Genomic DNA, 19,304 nt, shown 5'->3' with positions numbered 1-19,304 from the left:
TGTAACTATCCCATGACCAACCCTCTAATCCGCGCATTTTTCTTGGGTAGAGCTACTGCTGAAGTTTTATATGAAGAGCTAGAGCATCAATTGACAGATACCCTCAGCAATGTGGGTAAGTTTGATGCTGAGCAACGGGAAAAAATCCGCCATTTTACCGACCAGGTCATGGAGAGAGCTGACTCAGAAGCAGCCCGCAATCCCCAAAGCTACTCGTCGGCTTCCAGTACTGCTAATTCTGATGATTTACAAGAAACGATTGATGAGTTGCGGGCAGAAATTGCCCAACTTCGTTCAGCTCTGCAAAACTACCGCAGCCATTCTGGTTAGTGCCTGTGTCAGTTTCATCCTCTGAGTTGACTTTCCCAAAACAAAATCCCAAAGCCTATCGCTGGAATCGAGAGAGCTATTCTCGCCAACGTCGTTTCCTGGATATTTGGACCTTTGTGTTGCAGCTGCTGAGCTCTCGGTGGTGGTTGAGTAAGTCTTGGAGTTATCCGGGAGGGATGACGGAAGACAAACGAGCGACTCGACGGCGAAAACAGGCGGCCTGGATTCGGGAAACCTTACTTGATCTGGGCCCAACCTTTATTAAGGTTGGGCAGTTGTTCTCAACTCGTGCAGATTTATTCCCAGCGGAGTATGTAGAAGAGCTATCCAAGCTCCAGGATCGTGTGCCTGCCTTCAGCTACGAGATTGTAGAACGAATTATTGAGAAGGATTTTGGCCGTACCATTCCAGAGTTGTTTTGCAGTTTTGATCCAGTTCCTCTAGCTGCGGCTAGCTTAGGTCAAGTGCACCGTGCCCAACTGCAGTCAGGGGAAGAGGTTGTCGCCAAGATCCAGCGCCCTGGACTCAAAAAGCTGTTTGACATAGACCTGAGAATTTTAAAAGGCATTGCCCATTATTTTCAAAATCACCCTAAATGGGGGCCTGGAAGAGACTGGCTAGGCATTTATGAAGAATGTTGCAAAATCCTCTATGAAGAAATTGACTATTTAAACGAAGGCCGCAATGCGGATCAGTTTCGGCGCAATTTCCGGGATCAAGAATGGGTCTATGTGCCCCGAGTCTTTTGGCGATATGCAACGCCACGAGTGCTAACCCTGGAGTATGTCCCAGGTCTTAAGATTAGTAATTATGATGCCATTGACGCTGCAGGTATCGATCGAAAGCGCATTGCTCAGCTCAGTGCAAAAGCCTATCTGTATCAGCTATTAACGGATGGATTTTTCCATGCAGACCCCCATCCTGGCAACTTAGCTGTGAGTTCAGATGGAAAGCTAATCTTCTATGATTTCGGCATGATGGGCCAGATTACGACGTTAACTCGAGAGAAGCTGTTGAAGACGTTTTTCGGGTTTGCTCAAAAAGATGCGAATAAAGTGATTGCCTCTTTGATCGATTTGGGGGCACTATTACCTGTAGATGATATGGGTCCGATCCGGCGCTCGATCCAATATATGTTGGATAATTTTATGGGGCAGCCGTTTGATAAACAGTCTGTTGCTCAAATTGGCGATGATCTATTTGAAATTGCCTATGATCAACCCTTTCGTTTCCCCGCAACGTTTACATTTGTCATGCGAGCCTTTTCTACTCTAGAAGGAGTGGGGCGGGGGCTAGATCCCACGTTTAACTTTATGGAGGTTGCAGAACCCTTTGCAGCAGAACTTATGGCCAACGGTGGATTTTCAAATAATCAAAACGGTGATCTGTTGGGAGAGTTGGGGCGGCAGGCTGCCCAGGTCAGCAATACCGCCCTGGGTTTACCCCGACGGATGGAAGATACCCTGGATAAGTTAGAACAGGGTGACCTCCGTATGCGGGTACGTTCGGTGGAAACAGACCGGATCTTGCGGCGACTTAATTTAACCCATATGGGCACAAACTATGCCCTGCTCATCGGTACGTTTACGCTCTCCGCAACGATTTTGCTGGTTAATAAGTATGTGTGGCTCGCAGCGGTCGCAGCACTCGCTGCCACCATAGCCGCTATTGTCTTCCTGCGGCTTCTATTAAGAATGAAACGTTATGACAGTTTTGAACGAATGTTGTAGCATTTTAGAGGCAAATCAGGAAAGGTGCTTTTTTCGCTACACTATTTGAATGTCTGAGGCTTTATATCATCTTCGTAAATTGAAGCAGATGGTAATCACAGTAGAGGAATTATAGAATCGTTGAAACTAATATGAAACGTCTGTTTGCAGGCCTTAGTGATCAAGGGTTAGTCCGTAAGGCGAACCAGGACTCTTACCGGATTGATGAGCCCGAAGGCCGATTTTTTATCGTGGCGGATGGGATGGGGGGCCATGCGGGTGGCGAAGAAGCGAGCCGGATTGCCGCTGAAACCATTCAGAAGTTTTTGGTGGAAAATTGGCAAGACCAGCTTAATCCACCTGATCTATTGAAAAAAGCGCTACTGAAAGCCAATCAAGATATTATCCAGAATCAAAAAGACTTCCCTGCACGGGCGGATATGGGAACTACCGTTGTAGTGGTTTTATTCCCTACCCAAGGACAACCTTGGTGCGCTCATATTGGTGATTCACGGTTGTACCGATGGAGAGGATCCCAGTTAGCCCAGATCACAGAAGATCATACCTGGATTTCTCAAGCCGTTAAATCTGGTTTGTTGACAAAAGATCAGGCTCGAACCCATCCTTGGCGCCATGTTCTAGCTCAGTGCTTGGGACGTGAAGAGCTAGATGAAATTGGCATCCAACAGCTGGATGTCAAGTCTGGTGATCAGTTGTTGCTTTGTAGTGATGGCTTAACAGAAGAGCTAGCAGATGAGCAAATTTCTCCTTTCTTTGAGGCTAAGCATCCCTGCGAGACGGTTGCAGGTGCTTTAGTCGAAGCGGCGAAAGACGAAGGTGGGCAAGACAATATTACAGTGGTGCTCGTTGCCCTGGGTGAAGGCGAAGAAGAAGAAAGTTCGAGTTGGTCTGATACGCCTGTTATGGACGATGATCCTACCGGTGATCTCAACGAAGCTTAGCGGCTCTTTTGAATGCCTCGCTGTCGGAGTTGTTTAATAAAGAATTCTTCTAAAGACTGCCGCATGAGTTTCATCTCAATCAAGGTGCCCCCCATACTTCCTAGCTTGGATATAAAGGTTTGTGGATCGCCTTGAAGCTGGCCGTGCCATTGCTCGGCTTGCATCTCGAAATCTATCAGAAATTCTGAGAGGACTTTTGGGCTGCCCCCTCTCCCTTTTACTTGGTAATGTTGGGTGTTTGCACCTAAAAGTTGTTCCAGAGTACCTTCGCAGATCAGTTCTCCTAAAGCCAGTATGGCGACGCGATCGCAAATTATTTCCACATCGGACAGGACATGGCTATTGAAGAATACGGTCTTGCCTTGCTCTTTTAGGGATAGAATAATTTCCCGCATTTGGTACCGGCCCATGGGATCGAGACCTGACATGGGCTCATCTAAAAATACGAGTTTCGGATCATTGATCAACGCTTGAGCCATGCCGACCCGTTGCAGCATCCCCTTGGAATAGCGTCGCATTTGTTTTTTCTTAGCCGTTTTACGATCTAATCCCACCATGTCTAATAGTTCTGGGATACGTCGTTTTTGGACTTTTTCAGGGATTTGGAAAAGACCCGCTGCATATTTGAGAAATTCCCACCCTGTTAAGTAGTCGTAGAAGTAAGCGTTTTCGGGTAAATAGCCGATATACTGCTTGGCTGACCGATCGCCTAAAGGCTTGCCCAATAGAAATCCTCTGCCTGCAGAGGGTTTAGCAAGACCCAAGAGGATCTTTAATAAGGTGGTTTTCCCAGCACCATTGGGTCCCAGTAGACCAAACGTTTCACCCGGCATGACCTGAACACTACATTGTTGCAGGGAGGTGACCGTTTTGTTCATCCAGAATCCAGTTCGATAGGTCTTCTGTAAACTGAAGGTTTGGATGATGGGTTGCTGTTCGGTCTGCTCAGATGATGCAGGATTGCTGGATGTAGGTATAACTTTAGGTTCGGAATTCATGACTTTGGGGAATGAGAAAAGGTGATCAATCTTTTAGATAAATAGACAACATAAATTCTCTCCTTATCTTTCCCTAGTTTTGATTAACTCTTAAACCTAGCTGTACTTTAGAGAGAAAAGGATGCCTGGTTTTAGAACTTTTCCTATCTCAGGTTATTGGGCCGACCGCCTTGTCTTTCAGGAAAATAACAGAATTAAGGACTGCAATAATCCGATGACAATCCCCAGAACCCCTCCCAGAATTACGATAGCTCGTAATTCTGTTTTAACGATGCCCTGAATGGCGGCCTCTAAATCTTCTGGAGCAGTGTGATTGACACGATCGATGATCACCTGGTCGAGATTTAAGATGGGCAGGGCCTTTATCACAATCATTTCTAAATCACGCTCTAAGTATCGCTCCAAGATGAGGGCTAAATCCTCACTGATGTCTTTGAGGGACGTGGTAACGACCTCAGAAGTTTGCAGGCGCGTGACAATGAGCATGGCGGTTTCATTCCAATCTACGGACGTCCCCAGGTTTTGTAGAACGGAAATTCCTTTATTTTGGGTATATCCTCGAACACTTTCGCGGAATTGTTGTCGAAGCTGTCGCACGGTTCGAACGGGCAGATTTTGCAATGATAAACTGGCTAACCATTCGACAAAACGTTGTCGAATCCCCAGGGATGTCAGCAATTCTGACACGATTGCGTTGCAGGCCAATTTCTCTTCGATACAAAAGGTCCGTAACTTCACTAAGCCACTTTGGACCCCCATTACATTCGCGACTAACCAATAGGTGCCACTGGTTTTGGTGCGTAGATCGCGATCTAAAATGGCAATATTTCGATCGGTCAGGAAGTCGATCAGCAGTAGTCGCAGGGTATCAGGTGGTACCACAACATTAATAACCCAATTGGCGAGCTGTTGGGCCTGATCATCTGTGAGCTGTAAATCCAGGAGTACCTGATCGAACACTTGGTCGAGTTGGTCTTGGAGAAAATCCTCGCGACGGGCTAGGGCCACAATGATGCGAGGTAAGGATTGATCGGCAAAGTCCCTGAGGATGTTGGCTAAAATTTGGGCGGTTCTTTGACCGGTATCAGACTTGACCTGCTCTAGGGCCAGTTGTAGTAACCAGAAAATAGCGCCTTGTACCCGTTCAGTCTGCAGCAATCGTTGGGCAATGGCTTGTAGCTCGTCAGGGGTTAGCAAGGAGGTCATGATCGCGTCAGACACCTTTTGGGCTAACCGTTCCTGGTTGCGAGGAATCAGCCCTGGAGTAAAAGGGAGCCGACGATTGCCTATCTTGATGGCTCGATAGGGCTTAAATAACATGGAAATGGCGAGGTCATTGGTGAAATAGCCAATGATGCCACCTGCGATGGGTGGCACGATTACAACGCCAAGGGTAGACCAGTCCAATCCTTTTGCCTCATCAATGCACAAACAGTGCCCTCTGAACAAAAGCTTACCCTCAATTAATCCAAGTGTGATCTTGTAACGTTATGTCCTGTTATCCAACACAAATTAGTTGGATCTTTTCTACAAAATGTGTGTTGGGACTAATTAAATATTTAGTAATACGTAAAAGTTGGTATTTCCTCTGATATCTCAAGATAGCTTCCAAAAGCTAGATAAAACCTTGGACTCATTGTTCCTATCTTTTTTCTAAGTCAGAGGTAGAAAGTTGAATGTGGATTTATCAACCAAGGATAAAACTCTGTTTCACTAGAAAATTACAGTTAAGTGGCTTGATATTTAGTCTTGTTATATTCCCGTTGAGTTTAGTCAGTTCTTCTCAAGCTCAATTAATCCCAATACTACCTGCTGGCTTTAATTTACAAGATGCACAACAACAAGGTAGACAGTTAACTATTGATACAATAAAAACAATACGTAAGTTACCTGAAGATTTTAAAACTACTAGGACACCGATTATCTGGCTGAGTTGTAATCCTGGAGGACTAGAAGAAAACAGTGCTTTGGTTATTCACAGCCCAATTTTGATTAATCTATCTGAAATTCTTTTGGCGGAGAAAGCAATTTGGCATGATATGCGTGCTCCATCAGTACTTAAACGGGCTCCTATACAAGAATCAAGTAAATATTCATCAACACGTAATCCTAAACTTGTTGATCAACCTGTTCGCCCGAACATAACTCAGGCAACTCAATGGATTCGGACTGAGGACAACAAGATAAAACTTATATATAAAGGTATTGGGCCATTGCCCTCTTCCCCAGCCCCTTCAAAACCTTGCCGAAAAAAATAGTATTACATTGTTCGCTTGCAAGAATTTCTAACTTTAGTGGGTTTACTCTGCAAAAGCTGCGCTATGATAGTAAAGCCAAATTTGCGGACGTGGCGGAATTGGTAGACGCGCTAGATTTAGGTTCTAGTACTGCAAGGTGTGAAGGTTCAAGTCCTTTCGTCCGCATTCTCTCTCAGATAGTAGAGCGTAACCCATCTCCTTCAGAAAGGTTGAGGTTACAGCTAACTTATTGCGTCGTTTTTATTGAATCCGGATGGGAGTGTTATAGGATGTCTGTAGGGTCAGCATCCAAGCATTAACTGTGTTGACTGCCTTAGGTGTACTTAGTCTGCGATCGCAAGTGTCGTACATCCTAACGAAAGCCACTTCATTACCAATACTTTGGATTTAAGTGGGTTCCGTTAAGTTAGACTAAGACAATCTGTTAAAATGCTTAAAGATTCTATAAGATTGCCACATGGGAGCCACTCGCGCACGTATTGCCATTGACGCCATGGGGGGCGACCATGCCCCAGATGAGATTGTTGCTGGTGCCTTAAGAGCCCAAGCAGAACTGGATGCAGATGTTTTACTCGTCGGTGATCCTGACCGCCTTGAAGCTTCAATCAAAAGCCATTCTGATTCCGTCCCCGTTGAAATCATCCCTTCGGAAGGGTTGATCGAGATGAATGAAGAGCCCATCAGTGCTCTTCGTCGTAAGCGCAAAGCCTCGATCAACGTAGCGATGGATTTAGTCAAAAAGAAAAAGGCTGATGCTGTTGTTTCTGCAGGCCATTCTGGAGCCGCAATGGCTGCCGCCTTGCTTCGCCTCGGTCGAATCCCAGGGATTGATCGACCTGCTATTGGCGGTGTTTTCCCCACCATTATTGCTGGGAAGCCCGTGTTGGTGCTTGATGTCGGGGCCAATGTAGATTGTCGCCCTGCCTTCCTCGATCAGTTTGCCACCATGGGCACCATCTATAGCGAGTATGTTTTAGGGACAGAAGCGCCCAAAGTCGGATTACTTAATATTGGTGAGGAATCCTGTAAGGGCAATGAGGTGTCTGTTCAAACCTATCAATTGTTAGAACAGAATCCCCACGTTGACTTTATTGGCAATGCTGAGGGGCGAGATGTGCTCTCAGGCCAGTTTGATGTCATTGTTTGTGATGGCTTTACGGGAAATGTATTACTTAAGTTTGCAGAAGCCGTTGGCGAAGTTGCCCTCCAGATTTTGCGAGAAGAGCTTCCTAGAGGGATTCACGGCAAGGTGGGGACAGGCATCTTAAAACCCAATTTGCGTCGGATTAAACAGCGGATGGACCATGCTGAGCATGGTGGAGGATTACTCTTAGGGGTTGCTGGTGTCTCTATCATTAGTCACGGCAGTTCCCAAGCTCCTTCCATCTTTAATGCCATTCGGTTGGCAAAAGAAGCTGCGGATAATCAGGTATCCCAGCGTATTCAGTCTTGTTATCAACAGACGGTGACAGCCGCCTCCAATGGAGAATAAACGTGCAGCAAATGGCCACTGGATTGGCAGTTACTGGGTGCGGCTCTACTGCTCCTGAGACTTCCCTGGATAATCATGGTCTGAGCCAAATCGTTGATACCTCTGATGAGTGGATTGCCAGTCGTACGGGCATCCGGTCTCGGCATCTCGCGGGTCCAGATGATACCTTGGCGAAACTAGGTGCGATCGCAGCTCAAAACGCCTTAGACATGGCCCAAGTTGAGGCCACCGATATTGATCTCATCTTGCTGGCCACTTCAACCCCTGATGACTTGTTTGGCAGTGCTTGTCAAATTCAGGCTGAACTTGGTGCAAAGCACGCAGTTGCTTTTGACCTCACTGCCGCCTGCTCTGGGTTTGTGTTTGGCATGATTACGGCTGCCCAATTTATCCGCATGGGGGTCTACCGCAATGTCCTCCTAATTGGAGCTGATGTGCTCTCTCGTTGGGTGGATTGGACCGATCGTCGCTCTTGCGTCCTTTTTGGGGATGGGGCAGGGGCTGTTGTGCTACAAGCCAATGAAACCGATCGTCTCCTTGGATTTGCTTTACACAGCGATGGCTGTTTACATGATTGTCTCAATGTCCAATATCAGGGCGAGGCTCGTCCCTTGACTGGGGGAATTAATGTGAGTCAAGGAACATATCAACCCATTTCCATGAATGGTAAGGAAGTCTATCGGTTTGCAGTCAATCGAGTGCCTGAAGTGGTTGAGAAAGCCCTCTTCCAATCTGACCTGACAACAGACGATATTGACTGGCTACTTTTGCACCAGGCGAATCAGCGCATTCTAGATGCGGTGGCCAAACGCCTTAAGGTTCCTGCGGAAAAGGTGATTAGTAACATCGCCAACTATGGCAATACCTCTGCTGCCACGATCCCATTGGCACTGGACGCGACTGTTCGCCAAGGCCATATCAAACCCGGTGATACGATTGCTGCCTCTGGATTTGGGGCTGGCTTGAGTTGGGGAGCCGCTATCTTTCAGTGGCAGCGCTAGTTGTCCCTTCAAAATTTTCTTAAACTGCTGCTGTTAGCCGCTATCTGGGGTAGTTCATTTCTGTTTACTCGGATTGCAGCGCCTGAATGGGGACCGATTTGGTTGATTGAACTGCGAGTTTTGATCGCCAGTCTGACCTTACTGCCGGTGGTGCTCAAATTAGACTTATGGCCTCAGATTCAGCGACATTGGCGAGCTTTGATGCTGCTGGGTATTTTGAATGCGGCCTTGCCGTTCTGCCTGTTAGCCTATGCTTCTTTATTCTTATCTGCTGGGTTTACGGCTATTTTGAATGCCACTACCCCATTATTTGGCTTATGGATTGTGGTGCTGTGGCTCCAGGAAGCGCTCTCCGGTCCACGCTTGATCGGATTTGCGATTGGTTTTTTGGGAGTAGTGCTATTAGTGGGTTGGCAGGATATTCCACTGACCCTCAATCAGGGCATCGCGATTGCTGCAGGACTTTTGGCTGCTTTGCTATACGCTATTTCTGCCCCCTATATTCAGCAGCAGTTTGCGGATGTGTCTGCTTTAGTAGTGACGACGGGGAGTCAACTCAGTGCGGCGGTGATCCTTGTACCGTTGCTTCCCTTTTCAATTCCTAGCCAGCTCCCTTCGCCCAAAGCTTTACTTTCCGTCTTAGCTTTGGCGCTCCTTTCTTCAGTTCTGGCTCAGATGCTCTATTACCACTTGATCAAAGCCATGGGGCCTAGCAAGACTTTGACCGTCGCCTATCTCATTCCCTTGTTTGCTATGCTTTGGGGGGCATTAGTGTTGCGAGAAATCGTGACGATATCGATGGTGATCGGATGTGGATTGGTGTTGTTAGGAACTGCGATCGCAAATGATCTGTTTACACCTAAAAACTCTTGAAAATGAGGGGAAAACTTATCCCCCCAAGACTTAGGCTATCCCTTCAACTGCACGGCGAAATTCTTCTACTTCGTCGCCGAATTCGATATCCATGACTGCTTCTACATTTTCATGGGGACGGGGAATAATCACCCAAGTCTCTAAAACACCACCGGGTGTTTTTTCTGCAGCTGCCACACCAGCATCCATGGCCATTTTGACCTCAGATACATCCCCGCGAATATTGATCGTAAACCGAGCGCTTCCCGCCCGAATATAACCGACTAAGGTCACTCGCCCTGCTTTGACCATGGCATCTGCTGCCGCCAATACGGGGGGGAATCCTTTAGTTTCCAGTGACCCAACTGCCTGTGGCATTCCAAATTTCCTCAAAAAGAATACGGATGTAATAAAGAAGGTAATGAATCGATGGACGAACCGTTTAAGTTCGAAACGGTTCTGAGCGATCGTTGTAACCAATAGGCAACACTGAATCGATATTTTCTGGGGGATTAGGGACTAGATAGTGGGATTCAATTTTTGCTGAACCCGGCATATTCTCAACAGAAGCAATACCTGCCGCCATAGCCTGTTTCACTTCTCCCACTGGCCCACGAATGGAGACAACATAGCGACCGCTGGCACAGCTTGTGTAACCCATCAGGGCAACACGACCGGCTTTGACCATGGCATCTGCTGCTGCCAAAACAGCAGGATATCCATAGGTTTCAATCATTCCAACGGCAACTGGCATTGTTTTTTCTCCGGTGCTAACCCTTTACCTGCAGTACAAACTATACCTCAATCGTTCTACCGCTGATAGTCATTGCCCTCGACAATGTCATGGTTCTTATCTTGCGGCCATAGATATTGACCACAGCGTTGAGGATGAGCCGAAAAAAGTGTTCGCAAATTGGTAGATGACAGGTTGGACAGTTGATACGACAGGGAGGCAATGTACCATACCTCCTGTATGGATAAGTGCAAATTTCCTTGAGCTGGTCAGGATCCGTCTCTGAGTATTTGCCACCAGTTTATATAGTTCGCTTCTGATTCTGACAATGACTTATTAGAAGGCTTATGACTAACGAACTCCAGCCAAGGATTCAAAACCATATGACTGTCTTGACAGAGAGGTCTGGGGTAGACTGTTCATCACTCTGGAGAAAAGTGGGTGCTGCTCGAGAATTTTCCTGAAAAATTGGTTGGAGATGACTCAGTATTGATGACTTACCTTCAAACTGACGGCAGAGACAATACATCAATAAATTCTTCCGTGAATGCCCTGTGTAATAGATCGTTCCTGAAAAGCCTTCAAGAATATGCTGCACTTTGAACAGGTAAGTTTGCAATTCCCAGGTGTGCCAGAGCCAACACTGCGCAATTGCACCTTTGAAGTCAAGGCCGGAGAATTGGTGGTGCTTTTGGGACCATCGGGCTGTGGTAAAACCACGCTGCTAAAGCTTGTTAATCGTTTATATGAGCCAACATCAGGACAGATCTTCTTCAATAGCACAAACATTCACACCATTTCCTTAACGACTCTTCGTCGCCAAATGGGATATGTCATTCAACAAGCGGGATTATTTCCCCATATGACCATTGCCCAAAATATTGCGGTGGTTCCTAAATTATTGGGGTGGCCCAAAACTGAGATTGCTGCTCGGGTAGAAGAATTATTGGAACTCGTTCAACTTCCCCTAGATTTTGGCAAGCGTTACCCCAGCCAACTTTCTGGCGGACAACAGCAACGAGTAGGGTTAGCCCGAGCTTTGGCAGCCAAGCCAGAAGTGTTACTGATGGATGAACCCTTTGGGGCTTTGGATGCTATTACCCGTAAATCTCTGCAGGCCGAACTGCAGCAGCTACAGCAACAATTTCAGAAAACGATTCTGTTCGTCTCCCATGATATTGAAGAGGCCTTACGATTAGCAGATCGAATTCTGATTCTTAATCAGGGACATTTGGTCCAATACGGGACACCGTGGCAAATTCTAACCCAACCTTCCTCTACTTTTGTCGAGAAATTAGTAGGCACTCAAGATGCACTGAAACAGCTATCCGTTCTAACCGTCCAAAGTGTTATGGAGTCAACTGCATGTGTTGTTAAACACTTACCTAAAATTGGTAGTCACAGTTCTCTACGACAAGCATTATCCATACTACTGAAGTCAAAACAGCCTCAGTTACAAGTAATGGAAGGGGATGCTGTGATTGGTATTTTGGACTTAAACCATATTCAATCGGTTTGGCAAGATCCAGAAAGGTTGCGAATTTAACCAGAAAGGTTGCGAATTTAAATCTAGGAAGACAGTCACCTGATCGCTCTTCACTAATACGAATAAAAATGGTCTCGTATTTAGGGTGATATTCGATAGAAGAATCTAGGATAAAAATTTACTCTTGATCATAAATTCAATGCATTTAATTGTGGAATAACTTGATTCACCTGTTTTTTGTATTTAGAGATTGGTGGTTAAAAGCATTAGTAAGAATATTTTTGAAAGTATTAATCAACTGTTATTTTAAGTGTCTTGATTTGATTGTCAGTTATGAGAAATATTTGAGCATCTATAGGGTTGGTTTTTGTTGCCAAAAATGACAATAAGAATGGCAGGTCGGGAGTGTTAGTTCGCTGAATGAACAGGGCATTATGTCAGGAAGACCCAAGGGGATGAACCTTATGAGTAGCAAGTGATTCCTCTCACTAATGAATACTAACGGAGCTTTGTGAGAGATGAAAATTGCAATTGTTGGGGCAGGAATTTCAGGTTTATTGGCTGCTTACCTTCTCAAGAAAAAAAGACCTGATGCCTCTATTACTATTTTTGAGAAAGATACTCAAGTAGGAGGTAATGTTCATACGGCGCAATTAAATGTTGGCAGCTCCCGTCACTCATCTGGCTTGCGTTGGGCTGATCTAGGCGTGAACGACTTTAATATTGCCACTTACAAAAATATTCTGGCTCTGTTAAAAGAGCTAAAGGTGCCCTATAAACCCCTGGAGAACTCAGCGGCATTTAGCACTTTAGATGGTTCTATTTCTTATGTAATTGAGCCTGGATATAGAGCGGGAACTAGATCTTTTACAACTATGCCTGCTGCTGTACAGAAAGGCTTTGACAACTTTAGTCGGCAAGCACCATTGGATTGCCAAGATCCGCAATTCGCTGAATTCACGATCGCGGAGTATATTCAGTATCGCAATGAAAAGAATCACGACCACGATCGTGATTTTTATCCGGTGGAATTTGTTGAGTACAATCTCTACCCTCGTATTAACGGCATGTATTTCGTCAACGATACGGCACCCTCTACGATGTCGTTTGTCGCGATTATGAACCACTACTGCTTACAGGAAGGCTTTGGTGGTGATACGCCAGAGCGAGTATATATCGAAGGAGGATGCCAGACTTGGATCGATGCTTTACAAAATGCTCTGATTCAGCAAGGTATATCAATTGTCTGTAATGCCTGTGTTCAAGTATTGGGAGGTATATCCGGAGTCAATGTTCTGATTGACCATAGTGAATATGAGCATTTTGATGCCGCTATTATGGCCTGTCATGCCTCAACTTCATTACAGCTGCTCCAACAAGGTATTACCAATGACATGGTACGGGTGTTGAGCCAGTTTAATTACAGCAATAGCGTGGCTGTTGCCCATACATATGCCCCTTTGCTCCCACCTAATAAAGATCATTGGCGTACTTACAATTTACTGATTCAGCGTGATGTACAACTGCGCCCCTATACCATTTCTTATGTCTGCAATCGGCACCAAAATGATGCCAATAATCGGTTGTATCAAGATGCAAATGAGATGGAATATTTTGTGACGCTCAATCCTGCTATTCCTATCCCAGAGGAGTATGTCCTCAAACAACCCGATGGCACACCTGCCCAGGCATACTTTAAGCACAATATGGTGAATACTGAATCTCTAAAAGCTCAGAAACTGTTGTGGGGGAGACATCGTAGAGGAGTGCAAGGTCAAAACAGTATTTACTTTACTGGAGGGTGGACTTGGGGAACGGGCCTACATGAGGATTGTTACAACTCAGCTCAACAAGTTGTGGATCTGCTTTTAGTCCATTTATTAGAACCAGAATGGAGCACATTGGAATTGTCCAAAATAAGTGCTTAGGCTCATAGTGAATACGGTCGTATCGAATCACTGGACGCATTGAGGGGAATCGGTGCTGTGGACCCATCCTAAGTAACTGCTGAACTCTTATCCCTAACTCGATCATAGAATTCGTCCATGACGGCTAAGAAAGATTGCTCCTTTGGCCAAAAGGCTGGAAAATCGCCTTGAGTTTTAACCAAAATTCCAGAGACCCCCGTTGTCGGTGGGGCATTAATGGTTTGGGGGAGTCGCTTGTCTCCTTGCCAGAAGTCTTTGAGCTGTTCGATCTCGGGTGCAGATGTGGTGAGGGGTTGGGTGTAATAGCTTGTGTCAGGTTCTGGTTCTGTTTGCTGGGCTGTTAGCTCAGCGGATAACGCTTGACCCAGGGGAGATTTAGCCAATTCCTTTTGCAAGTTTTCCCGAGATAAACCCCGCAGCTCAAACAGTAAAAATGGGTCTTGGTCGAGTTCAGCAGCTAAGAGGTAATAGACGCCGGCAATATGTTTGCAGGGATTACTCCAGTCGGGGCAAGAACATTGAGTGGTGAAGTTAGAGTCACGGTGGGGCAGAAGGTTCAAATCCAGCTTGGCAAAGGCATCTTCAATGTTGTCGGGCATTTCGTTTAGCATCAGCTTTGAGATCAGACTGGCTTTGGATGCGATAAATGCGATCGCAGCAGCCCAATTGGCTTTGCTAATTGACTCAAATTCAATGCTGGTCTTATACAACGGCTCTTTATACACCCCGAAATAGGGGTTCACCGAGCCTCGAACTTCAGCCTTCACTAACCCATCCTTAATGATGAAGCTCTTGACCTTGTTCCCCCGAGCATAGGATCGCCCTCGCCCCAAGCGTCCCGGATCGGTAATCTGCTCAATTGCCGTCAGAAATCGTTGGCCCCACCAGGTGCGACTGAAATTAGCCATGGGTAATTACTCCTCTAAAAACGTCCTGAGCTGTTAGTGCTAGACTCGGCAATAATTCATCACTCAGAACACGATCCTCTCGATAGGTAATAGGTAATTTTTCAGGCATAAACACCGTAATAGTTTTTGCCTTAGGATCTACAATCCAGACTCTAGATATGCCTGCGCTCAAATAATCGGTTGCCTTTTCTGCCATACCCCCAAAAGATTGATCGGGTGAAATGACTTCGATTGCCAGTTCTGGTGGGAGAGGACAGGGACCATCTTCATCTCCCATGCTAGAGAGACGTTCATTAGAGATATAGAGCAAGTCAGGGACAGGAACCCAAGGTTTGCCCTGTCGGGATAGAACAACAGCCCATTCAACCCCAATCTCTCCTCTAGAAAGAGCCCAATTCTCGAGAGTTCTGCTTAAGGCTAGACAAGTTCTTGAATGGAAACGGTGTGAGGACACTTTGGGAACAGCTGTTCCATCGATGAGTTCACAGGCCGTTTCACCCTCAGGAAGCGAGAGAAACTCATTTAGGGTTAGTTTTCGCGTTACAGCCTGAGTCATGATGTGCTTAACCTTGAACAATCAGGATGGGGCTAAGTCTAATGTAGTCTGCTTCTGCTGATTTTTTGGATTAGGGCCTCATTCTTTTATGACGGTTGCGCATTCTCGGAAGATTTAAGGAATATTTTAGAGGTCCAATTTCCGTGGAATCCATGGGGGACATGATGTTTAAGGTGTAATTTTGCAGTCACTTGATTCAGATCTTGAGCATCTAAAATAGTTACATAAGAGTGATGGGTGGCCGCATCGTAAACGAGTGAGATTAACCATCCATCATCTTCTTGGGTGCCGTGAGGACGAGGGACAAAAATGGGCTCTCCTGCAAATCCCTTGGGGGCCACACTCCATATCTGCTGATTGCCGGTTTCTTTGTCTAGCTTCAGAATGGCTTGCAGTGGGCCATTCTCAGCTGAACTATTGCAAGCACTCATGTAGACATAACGATGCTCTTTACCCACCCATGCCGGATTGACGGATGGAAATTCACAGCCTCTTTCTATAACTTTGCGGTGGACAACAGTTTTTGGGGATAAATTTAACTCAAACTCCCATAATTCTCCGTTGGGAAAATCATCAAAGCTAATGGCTGCTAAATCCAATTCTTCCTGTTGCTTTTGCGGGAAGGAGTCACTACAAATGGATTCAAAGTATATTTTCCCGTCTTTTTCCCAGGCATTGCCATGGTGAAAGCCAAAAAATGAATCGGTTTCTAGTATCTCTAGATCATGATTGCCATGGCGAGAAATCAATATGATTTTGGTCGGTTGCTCTGGGTTGAAGTCAAAACATTGTTCAATGGTTTTGAATCCCAGCAGAAAAGGCAATCCTTTCACTTGAAACGGATGCTGCACAAAGATGTAGTAATTTTCCGTTACTAACATGTCGTGTAAAAATGCAAAGCCTGATAACGGATGAGAATGCTGTTCTAATTTATTGCCAAATTCATCCAATTCAAAGATGGTTAAGCTTTGGGGCGTAATTCCCTTAACGCCAAAATTAATAAATCGATTGTCAATGATTCTAGGATGGGCTGAAAAAGGTTGCTTGGTCTCTAGTAAACCATTCAAATTGTCTGTGCCAATCGTTTCTAGAGTTTCAGGGTTGAGCTGGTGGGGTTGACCGCCTTCCCACATGGCCCATAATTTATCTCCCCAGTAAATAACACTAGTATTCGCTGCATTTTTGAAATTGGTGTCAAAGATATTCGCTAGCCATCCCCCTGCTTTTTGGGTGCCAAACCCTCGGTACAGAATCTTCCCAGCTGCTTGTTCTTTGAGATAGCCTTCTGTACGAACGTAGCGATTTTGGAAGTGGGCCTGTCCTTCCTGGAATGTGATGGCGCAGATCATGCCATCTCCATCGAAGGGATGTCCGATCTTTTGGCTGTTGACCTCTAAGCTTCCAGGCCCGTTGCGAAATAATGTGCCCTGGAGTTCTGGGGGAATGGTGCCTTCTATTTCATCGATCCAATAATTATATTCAGTAAGCTGAGATTCATAGCCTTTGGCCCAGTCTTTGACGAGGGAGCTTTTCTCATTTAAAGCTGCTGTTGATGTAGCCATTCTGCTGGTATCGTTACAATCTGTAATAATCTTAGCTCAAAAGTCCCTAGGCTCAGATTTGAGATGTTGCAAATTAGTTACTAGCTAATATCAGTGACTTACTTTCTTTGAACAAGCTAAATCAAGTGGTCTGTATCATTCAGTTCGACTTGCATAAGCCTGAATTCAAAAATTTTTCAAAGCTTGTTTTTCAGGAGCAACCTTTTTCATTTGGATTAAGTCTTACGATTACTCTAAGATCCAATGAATCTGTTAGAAAATTTTCTAGGTCCTATTCTCATGCCTTTTGTGATTGCATGCTCGCACTCTTCATAAATCACTTTTGCGCACAGACGGGTACTGTTTGAGATGATAGCCCTGCAGTTATGCTGATGGATAAAAGAAATACCGATCGTTTAAAAGTCGATGCTTTGCTGTCTTAACCCAGATTGTGAGAAGCCTCTAAATCAAGAGTCTTATAAGTTCTGTCTGTCTTGTGGAACAAAGTTATCCCACCGACTTAGAAACCGCTTCAAGATCATCAAACCTCTCGGGCGAGGAGGCTTTGGCAAGACTTACCTAGCTGAGGATACAGATAAACTCAATGGCACTTGTGTCATTAAGCAGTTGTTCTATCAGGGGCAGAGTAGCAATGCGAATCAGAAGATTGTTGAATTGTTTATGCGGGAAGCTGAGCAATTAAATCGCCTCAAAGCCAATCAGCAGATTCCTGATTTACTCGCTTACTTTGAAGAAGATGGTTTTCTTTACCTAGCCCAGGAATACGTAGAGGGGCAAGACTTGCTAAAAGAGTTACAACAGGAGGGGCCATTCAATGCAGTCAAGATTAAAGCATTTTTTCTGGACTTATTACCTGTCCTAGAATTTATCCATGATGGGGGGTTAGTTCATCGGGATTTAAAGCCAGACAACATTATGCGCCGGCACCACGATGGTCGTTTGGCCTTGATCGATTTTGGAGTCGCCCGCCAGCTTTCAATGAGCCAGTCTAATGTTACAGGGACTAAGGTTGGCTCTCCTGGCTATTTTTCAATGGAACAATTTGCGGAAGGTAAGGCATCAGCCTCTAGCGATTTATACAGTCTTGGTGCAACGGCCTTCCATTTGTTAACAGGGCAATATCCAGGCGAACTATGGACAATGCAAGGGTATGCCTGGGTAAACAAGTGGCAAGATTATTTATCGCATCCCATGGAGCTATCTCTACTTGCCGTTCTGAATAAACTGCTTCAAATTAAAGCGGAGGATCGATATCAGTCTGCTTCAGCAGTTCTTTCAGACTTAGCTGCATCTCCTCAGACTAATCCTCAAGCACCAACAACCCCTATTCACTCTCAGTATCCGTCCTTTCATTCTCCTGAGCCTGTTCCCCAATCATCTGTCTCCGGTTCAGTTAGTCCTTTTGCCTCTGCAGCTAAAAGCTCATTCAATAGAAATCGACGTCGGTTTTTGACCTTGGCAATTTTTGGGGGAGTGGGTTTAGGGAGTGGGCTGCTATGGAAAATCATTAGGGACAGTTCAGTTAAGCCAGTTTCGAGTCCAGAAGAAGATTTCGAGCCACTTTGGGGAAGTCCATCACCCGATTCTGGTGCTTCGCCTACACCCCAGTCTTCATCAAATGTTCAAAGATTTAACTTTGAAGTCGTGAGTGTCGATGAAAAAGGGACCATTGTCAAACGTGATCAAAGCCAAGCCCAGTTTTTTACTGAGGATATAGGCAATGGAATATCTCTAGAGATGGTAGCAATACTGGGTGGGACTTTCCTTATGGGGTCTCCTCCTGAAGAATTGAAACGACTGGATAGAGAAAGCCCACAACACGAAGTGAACGTTCCTGCATTTTTCCTAGGGAAATATCCAGTTACACAAGCACAGTGGGAAGCCATTGTTGGCTCTAACCCTTCTAAATTCAAATTCACAGGTGCAAATCGTCCAGTAGAAAATATTTCTTGGGAAGATGCAGTGGAATTTTGCAATAAACTCTCCAAGAAAAGTGGCAAGGCCTACCGACTGCCAAGTGAAGCTGAATGGGAATATGCTTGCCGAGCCGGAACCACAACCCCCTTCTATTTTGGGGGAACCATGACAACTGAGTTGGTCAACTATCGAGGGACTGACTACATTTTGGGGAACAGAGTATTACATTCTGGCAAGTATCACCTTGGCCCTCATGGAAAATGGCGACAGCAGACAACGGCGGTTGGCCTTTTTTTGCCAAATGCTTTTGGCTTATACGATATGCATGGAAACGTTTCGGAGTTCTGTCAGGATTACAATGAAGGTGAAAACTACATCGGTGCTCCTACTGATGGGAGTGTATGGATAAGTCAATCGGATAGCTCTGCGTATATTAAACGTGGGGGATCATGGAATGATTATCCTAAAAATTGCCGTTCTGCATCTCGTAGTGGCATTAATCCTGGCAATAGCAGTGATTCCGTAGGTTTTCGCTTGGCTTTATCTGCTCCTATCTCTCCATGAGACTACCTTCTTTAGAAGATTACAATCTGAAGTTCTTGTCCTTATTAG

17 protein-coding genes and 1 tRNA gene are annotated in these 19,304 nt (G+C 45.5%); 11 read left to right on the top strand and 7 right to left on the bottom strand.

Annotation, left to right across the window (positions count from 1 at the left end; translation table 11 throughout):
• Positions 1-12: 12 nt before the first annotated feature.
• The 3 genes from I1H34_RS15515 to I1H34_RS15505 all read left to right on the top strand — a co-directional run bounded on the left by I1H34_RS15515 (position 13) and on the right by I1H34_RS15505 (position 3,001).
• A complete protein-coding gene (locus I1H34_RS15515) occupies positions 13-330 on the top strand; it encodes a DUF6825 family protein (RefSeq protein ID WP_212661937.1) in 318 nt (105 codons plus the stop codon).
• Positions 330-2,060: an ABC1 kinase family protein gene (locus tag I1H34_RS15510; protein ID WP_212661936.1), complete on the top strand. Its 1,731-nt coding sequence runs from the start codon at positions 330-332 to the stop codon at positions 2,058-2,060. The genes I1H34_RS15515 and I1H34_RS15510 overlap by 1 nt, the downstream gene beginning before the upstream one ends.
• Positions 2,061-2,191: 131 nt before the next feature.
• Positions 2,192-3,001, top strand: a complete 810-nt coding sequence (locus tag I1H34_RS15505) for a Stp1/IreP family PP2C-type Ser/Thr phosphatase (protein ID WP_212661935.1) — start codon at positions 2,192-2,194, stop codon at positions 2,999-3,001.
• Here I1H34_RS15505 and I1H34_RS15500 read toward each other — a convergent pair.
• Together I1H34_RS15500 and I1H34_RS15495 are read right to left on the bottom strand one after the other, a co-directional pair.
• Positions 2,998-3,999 (bottom strand): ABC transporter ATP-binding protein, encoded by a 1,002-nt coding sequence (locus I1H34_RS15500; RefSeq protein WP_212661934.1) that lies wholly within the window; start codon positions 3,997-3,999, stop codon positions 2,998-3,000. The genes I1H34_RS15505 and I1H34_RS15500 overlap by 4 nt on opposite strands.
• A gap of 177 nt (positions 4,000-4,176) precedes the next feature.
• Positions 4,177-5,430: a DUF445 domain-containing protein gene (locus I1H34_RS15495; protein WP_396124653.1), complete on the bottom strand. Its 1,254-nt coding sequence runs from the start codon at positions 5,428-5,430 to the stop codon at positions 4,177-4,179.
• A gap of 245 nt (positions 5,431-5,675) precedes the next feature.
• Here I1H34_RS15495 and I1H34_RS15490 point away from each other — a divergent pair, with 245 nt between their 5' ends.
• The 5 genes from I1H34_RS15490 to I1H34_RS15470 all read left to right on the top strand — a co-directional run bounded on the left by I1H34_RS15490 (position 5,676) and on the right by I1H34_RS15470 (position 9,623).
• Entirely contained in the window at positions 5,676-6,257 is a 582-nt protein-coding gene (locus tag I1H34_RS15490) for a hypothetical protein (protein ID WP_212661932.1), read from the top strand.
• An 83-nt stretch (positions 6,258-6,340) separates the two neighbouring features.
• Positions 6,341-6,422: transfer RNA gene (locus I1H34_RS15485), tRNA-Leu, on the top strand.
• Between the two features lie 292 nt (positions 6,423-6,714).
• Positions 6,715-7,749 carry a phosphate acyltransferase PlsX gene (gene plsX / locus I1H34_RS15480; RefSeq protein ID WP_212661931.1) on the top strand — a complete coding sequence of 345 codons (1,035 nt, stop codon included), beginning with the start codon at positions 6,715-6,717 and terminating at the stop codon, positions 7,747-7,749.
• A gap of 2 nt (positions 7,750-7,751) precedes the next feature.
• Positions 7,752-8,750: a beta-ketoacyl-ACP synthase 3 gene (locus tag I1H34_RS15475; RefSeq protein WP_212661930.1), complete on the top strand. Its 999-nt coding sequence runs from the start codon at positions 7,752-7,754 to the stop codon at positions 8,748-8,750.
• A complete protein-coding gene (locus tag I1H34_RS15470) occupies positions 8,751-9,623 on the top strand; it encodes a DMT family transporter (RefSeq protein WP_212661929.1) in 873 nt (290 codons plus the stop codon).
• A gap of 30 nt (positions 9,624-9,653) precedes the next feature.
• Here I1H34_RS15470 and I1H34_RS15465 read toward each other — a convergent pair whose 3' ends face one another.
• Both I1H34_RS15465 and I1H34_RS15460 read right to left on the bottom strand, forming a co-directional pair.
• A complete protein-coding gene (locus I1H34_RS15465) occupies positions 9,654-9,980 on the bottom strand; it encodes a carbon dioxide-concentrating mechanism protein CcmK (protein ID WP_212661928.1) in 327 nt (108 codons plus the stop codon).
• A gap of 64 nt (positions 9,981-10,044) precedes the next feature.
• Positions 10,045-10,356, bottom strand: a complete 312-nt coding sequence (locus tag I1H34_RS15460; protein ID WP_212661927.1) for a carbon dioxide-concentrating mechanism protein CcmK — start codon at positions 10,354-10,356, stop codon at positions 10,045-10,047.
• A 568-nt stretch (positions 10,357-10,924) separates the two neighbouring features.
• Between I1H34_RS15460 and I1H34_RS15455 the strand changes: the two genes are divergently transcribed.
• Positions 10,925-11,881, top strand: a complete 957-nt coding sequence (locus I1H34_RS15455) for an ABC transporter ATP-binding protein (protein WP_212661926.1) — start codon at positions 10,925-10,927, stop codon at positions 11,879-11,881.
• 458 nt (positions 11,882-12,339) lie between these two features.
• On the top strand, positions 12,340-13,749 hold the full coding sequence (locus tag I1H34_RS15450) for an FAD-dependent oxidoreductase (RefSeq protein WP_212661925.1): 1,410 nt from the start codon (positions 12,340-12,342) through the stop codon (positions 13,747-13,749).
• 68 nt (positions 13,750-13,817) lie between these two features.
• Here the strand turns inward: I1H34_RS15450 and I1H34_RS15445 are convergent, their stop codons facing one another.
• The 3 genes from I1H34_RS15445 to I1H34_RS15435 form a co-directional block, all read right to left on the bottom strand.
• A complete protein-coding gene (locus I1H34_RS15445; RefSeq protein WP_212661924.1) occupies positions 13,818-14,657 on the bottom strand; it encodes an SWIM zinc finger family protein in 840 nt (279 codons plus the stop codon).
• The gene (locus I1H34_RS15440) at positions 14,650-15,213 is read right to left on the bottom strand and encodes a Uma2 family endonuclease (protein WP_212661923.1); all 564 of its coding nucleotides are present in this window, start codon (positions 15,211-15,213) and stop codon (positions 14,650-14,652) included. The genes I1H34_RS15445 and I1H34_RS15440 overlap by 8 nt, the downstream gene beginning before the upstream one ends.
• A gap of 86 nt (positions 15,214-15,299) precedes the next feature.
• On the bottom strand, positions 15,300-16,775 hold the full coding sequence (locus I1H34_RS15435) for a carotenoid oxygenase family protein (protein ID WP_212661922.1): 1,476 nt from the start codon (positions 16,773-16,775) through the stop codon (positions 15,300-15,302).
• A gap of 405 nt (positions 16,776-17,180) precedes the next feature.
• On the opposite strand from I1H34_RS15435, the gene I1H34_RS32225 reads away from it, so the two are divergent.
• The gene (locus tag I1H34_RS32225) at positions 17,181-19,256 is read left to right on the top strand and encodes a bifunctional serine/threonine-protein kinase/formylglycine-generating enzyme family protein (RefSeq protein ID WP_249369281.1); all 2,076 of its coding nucleotides are present in this window, start codon (positions 17,181-17,183) and stop codon (positions 19,254-19,256) included.
• The last annotated feature ends 48 nt before the right edge of the window (positions 19,257-19,304 follow it).

This window comes from Acaryochloris marina S15 (assembly GCF_018336915.1).
GTDB classification, from domain to species: domain Bacteria; phylum Cyanobacteriota; class Cyanobacteriia; order Thermosynechococcales; family Thermosynechococcaceae; genus Acaryochloris; species Acaryochloris marina_A.
The sequence above is the reverse complement of the archived record's forward strand: the minus strand, read 5'-3'. Positions and strand labels throughout refer to the sequence as shown.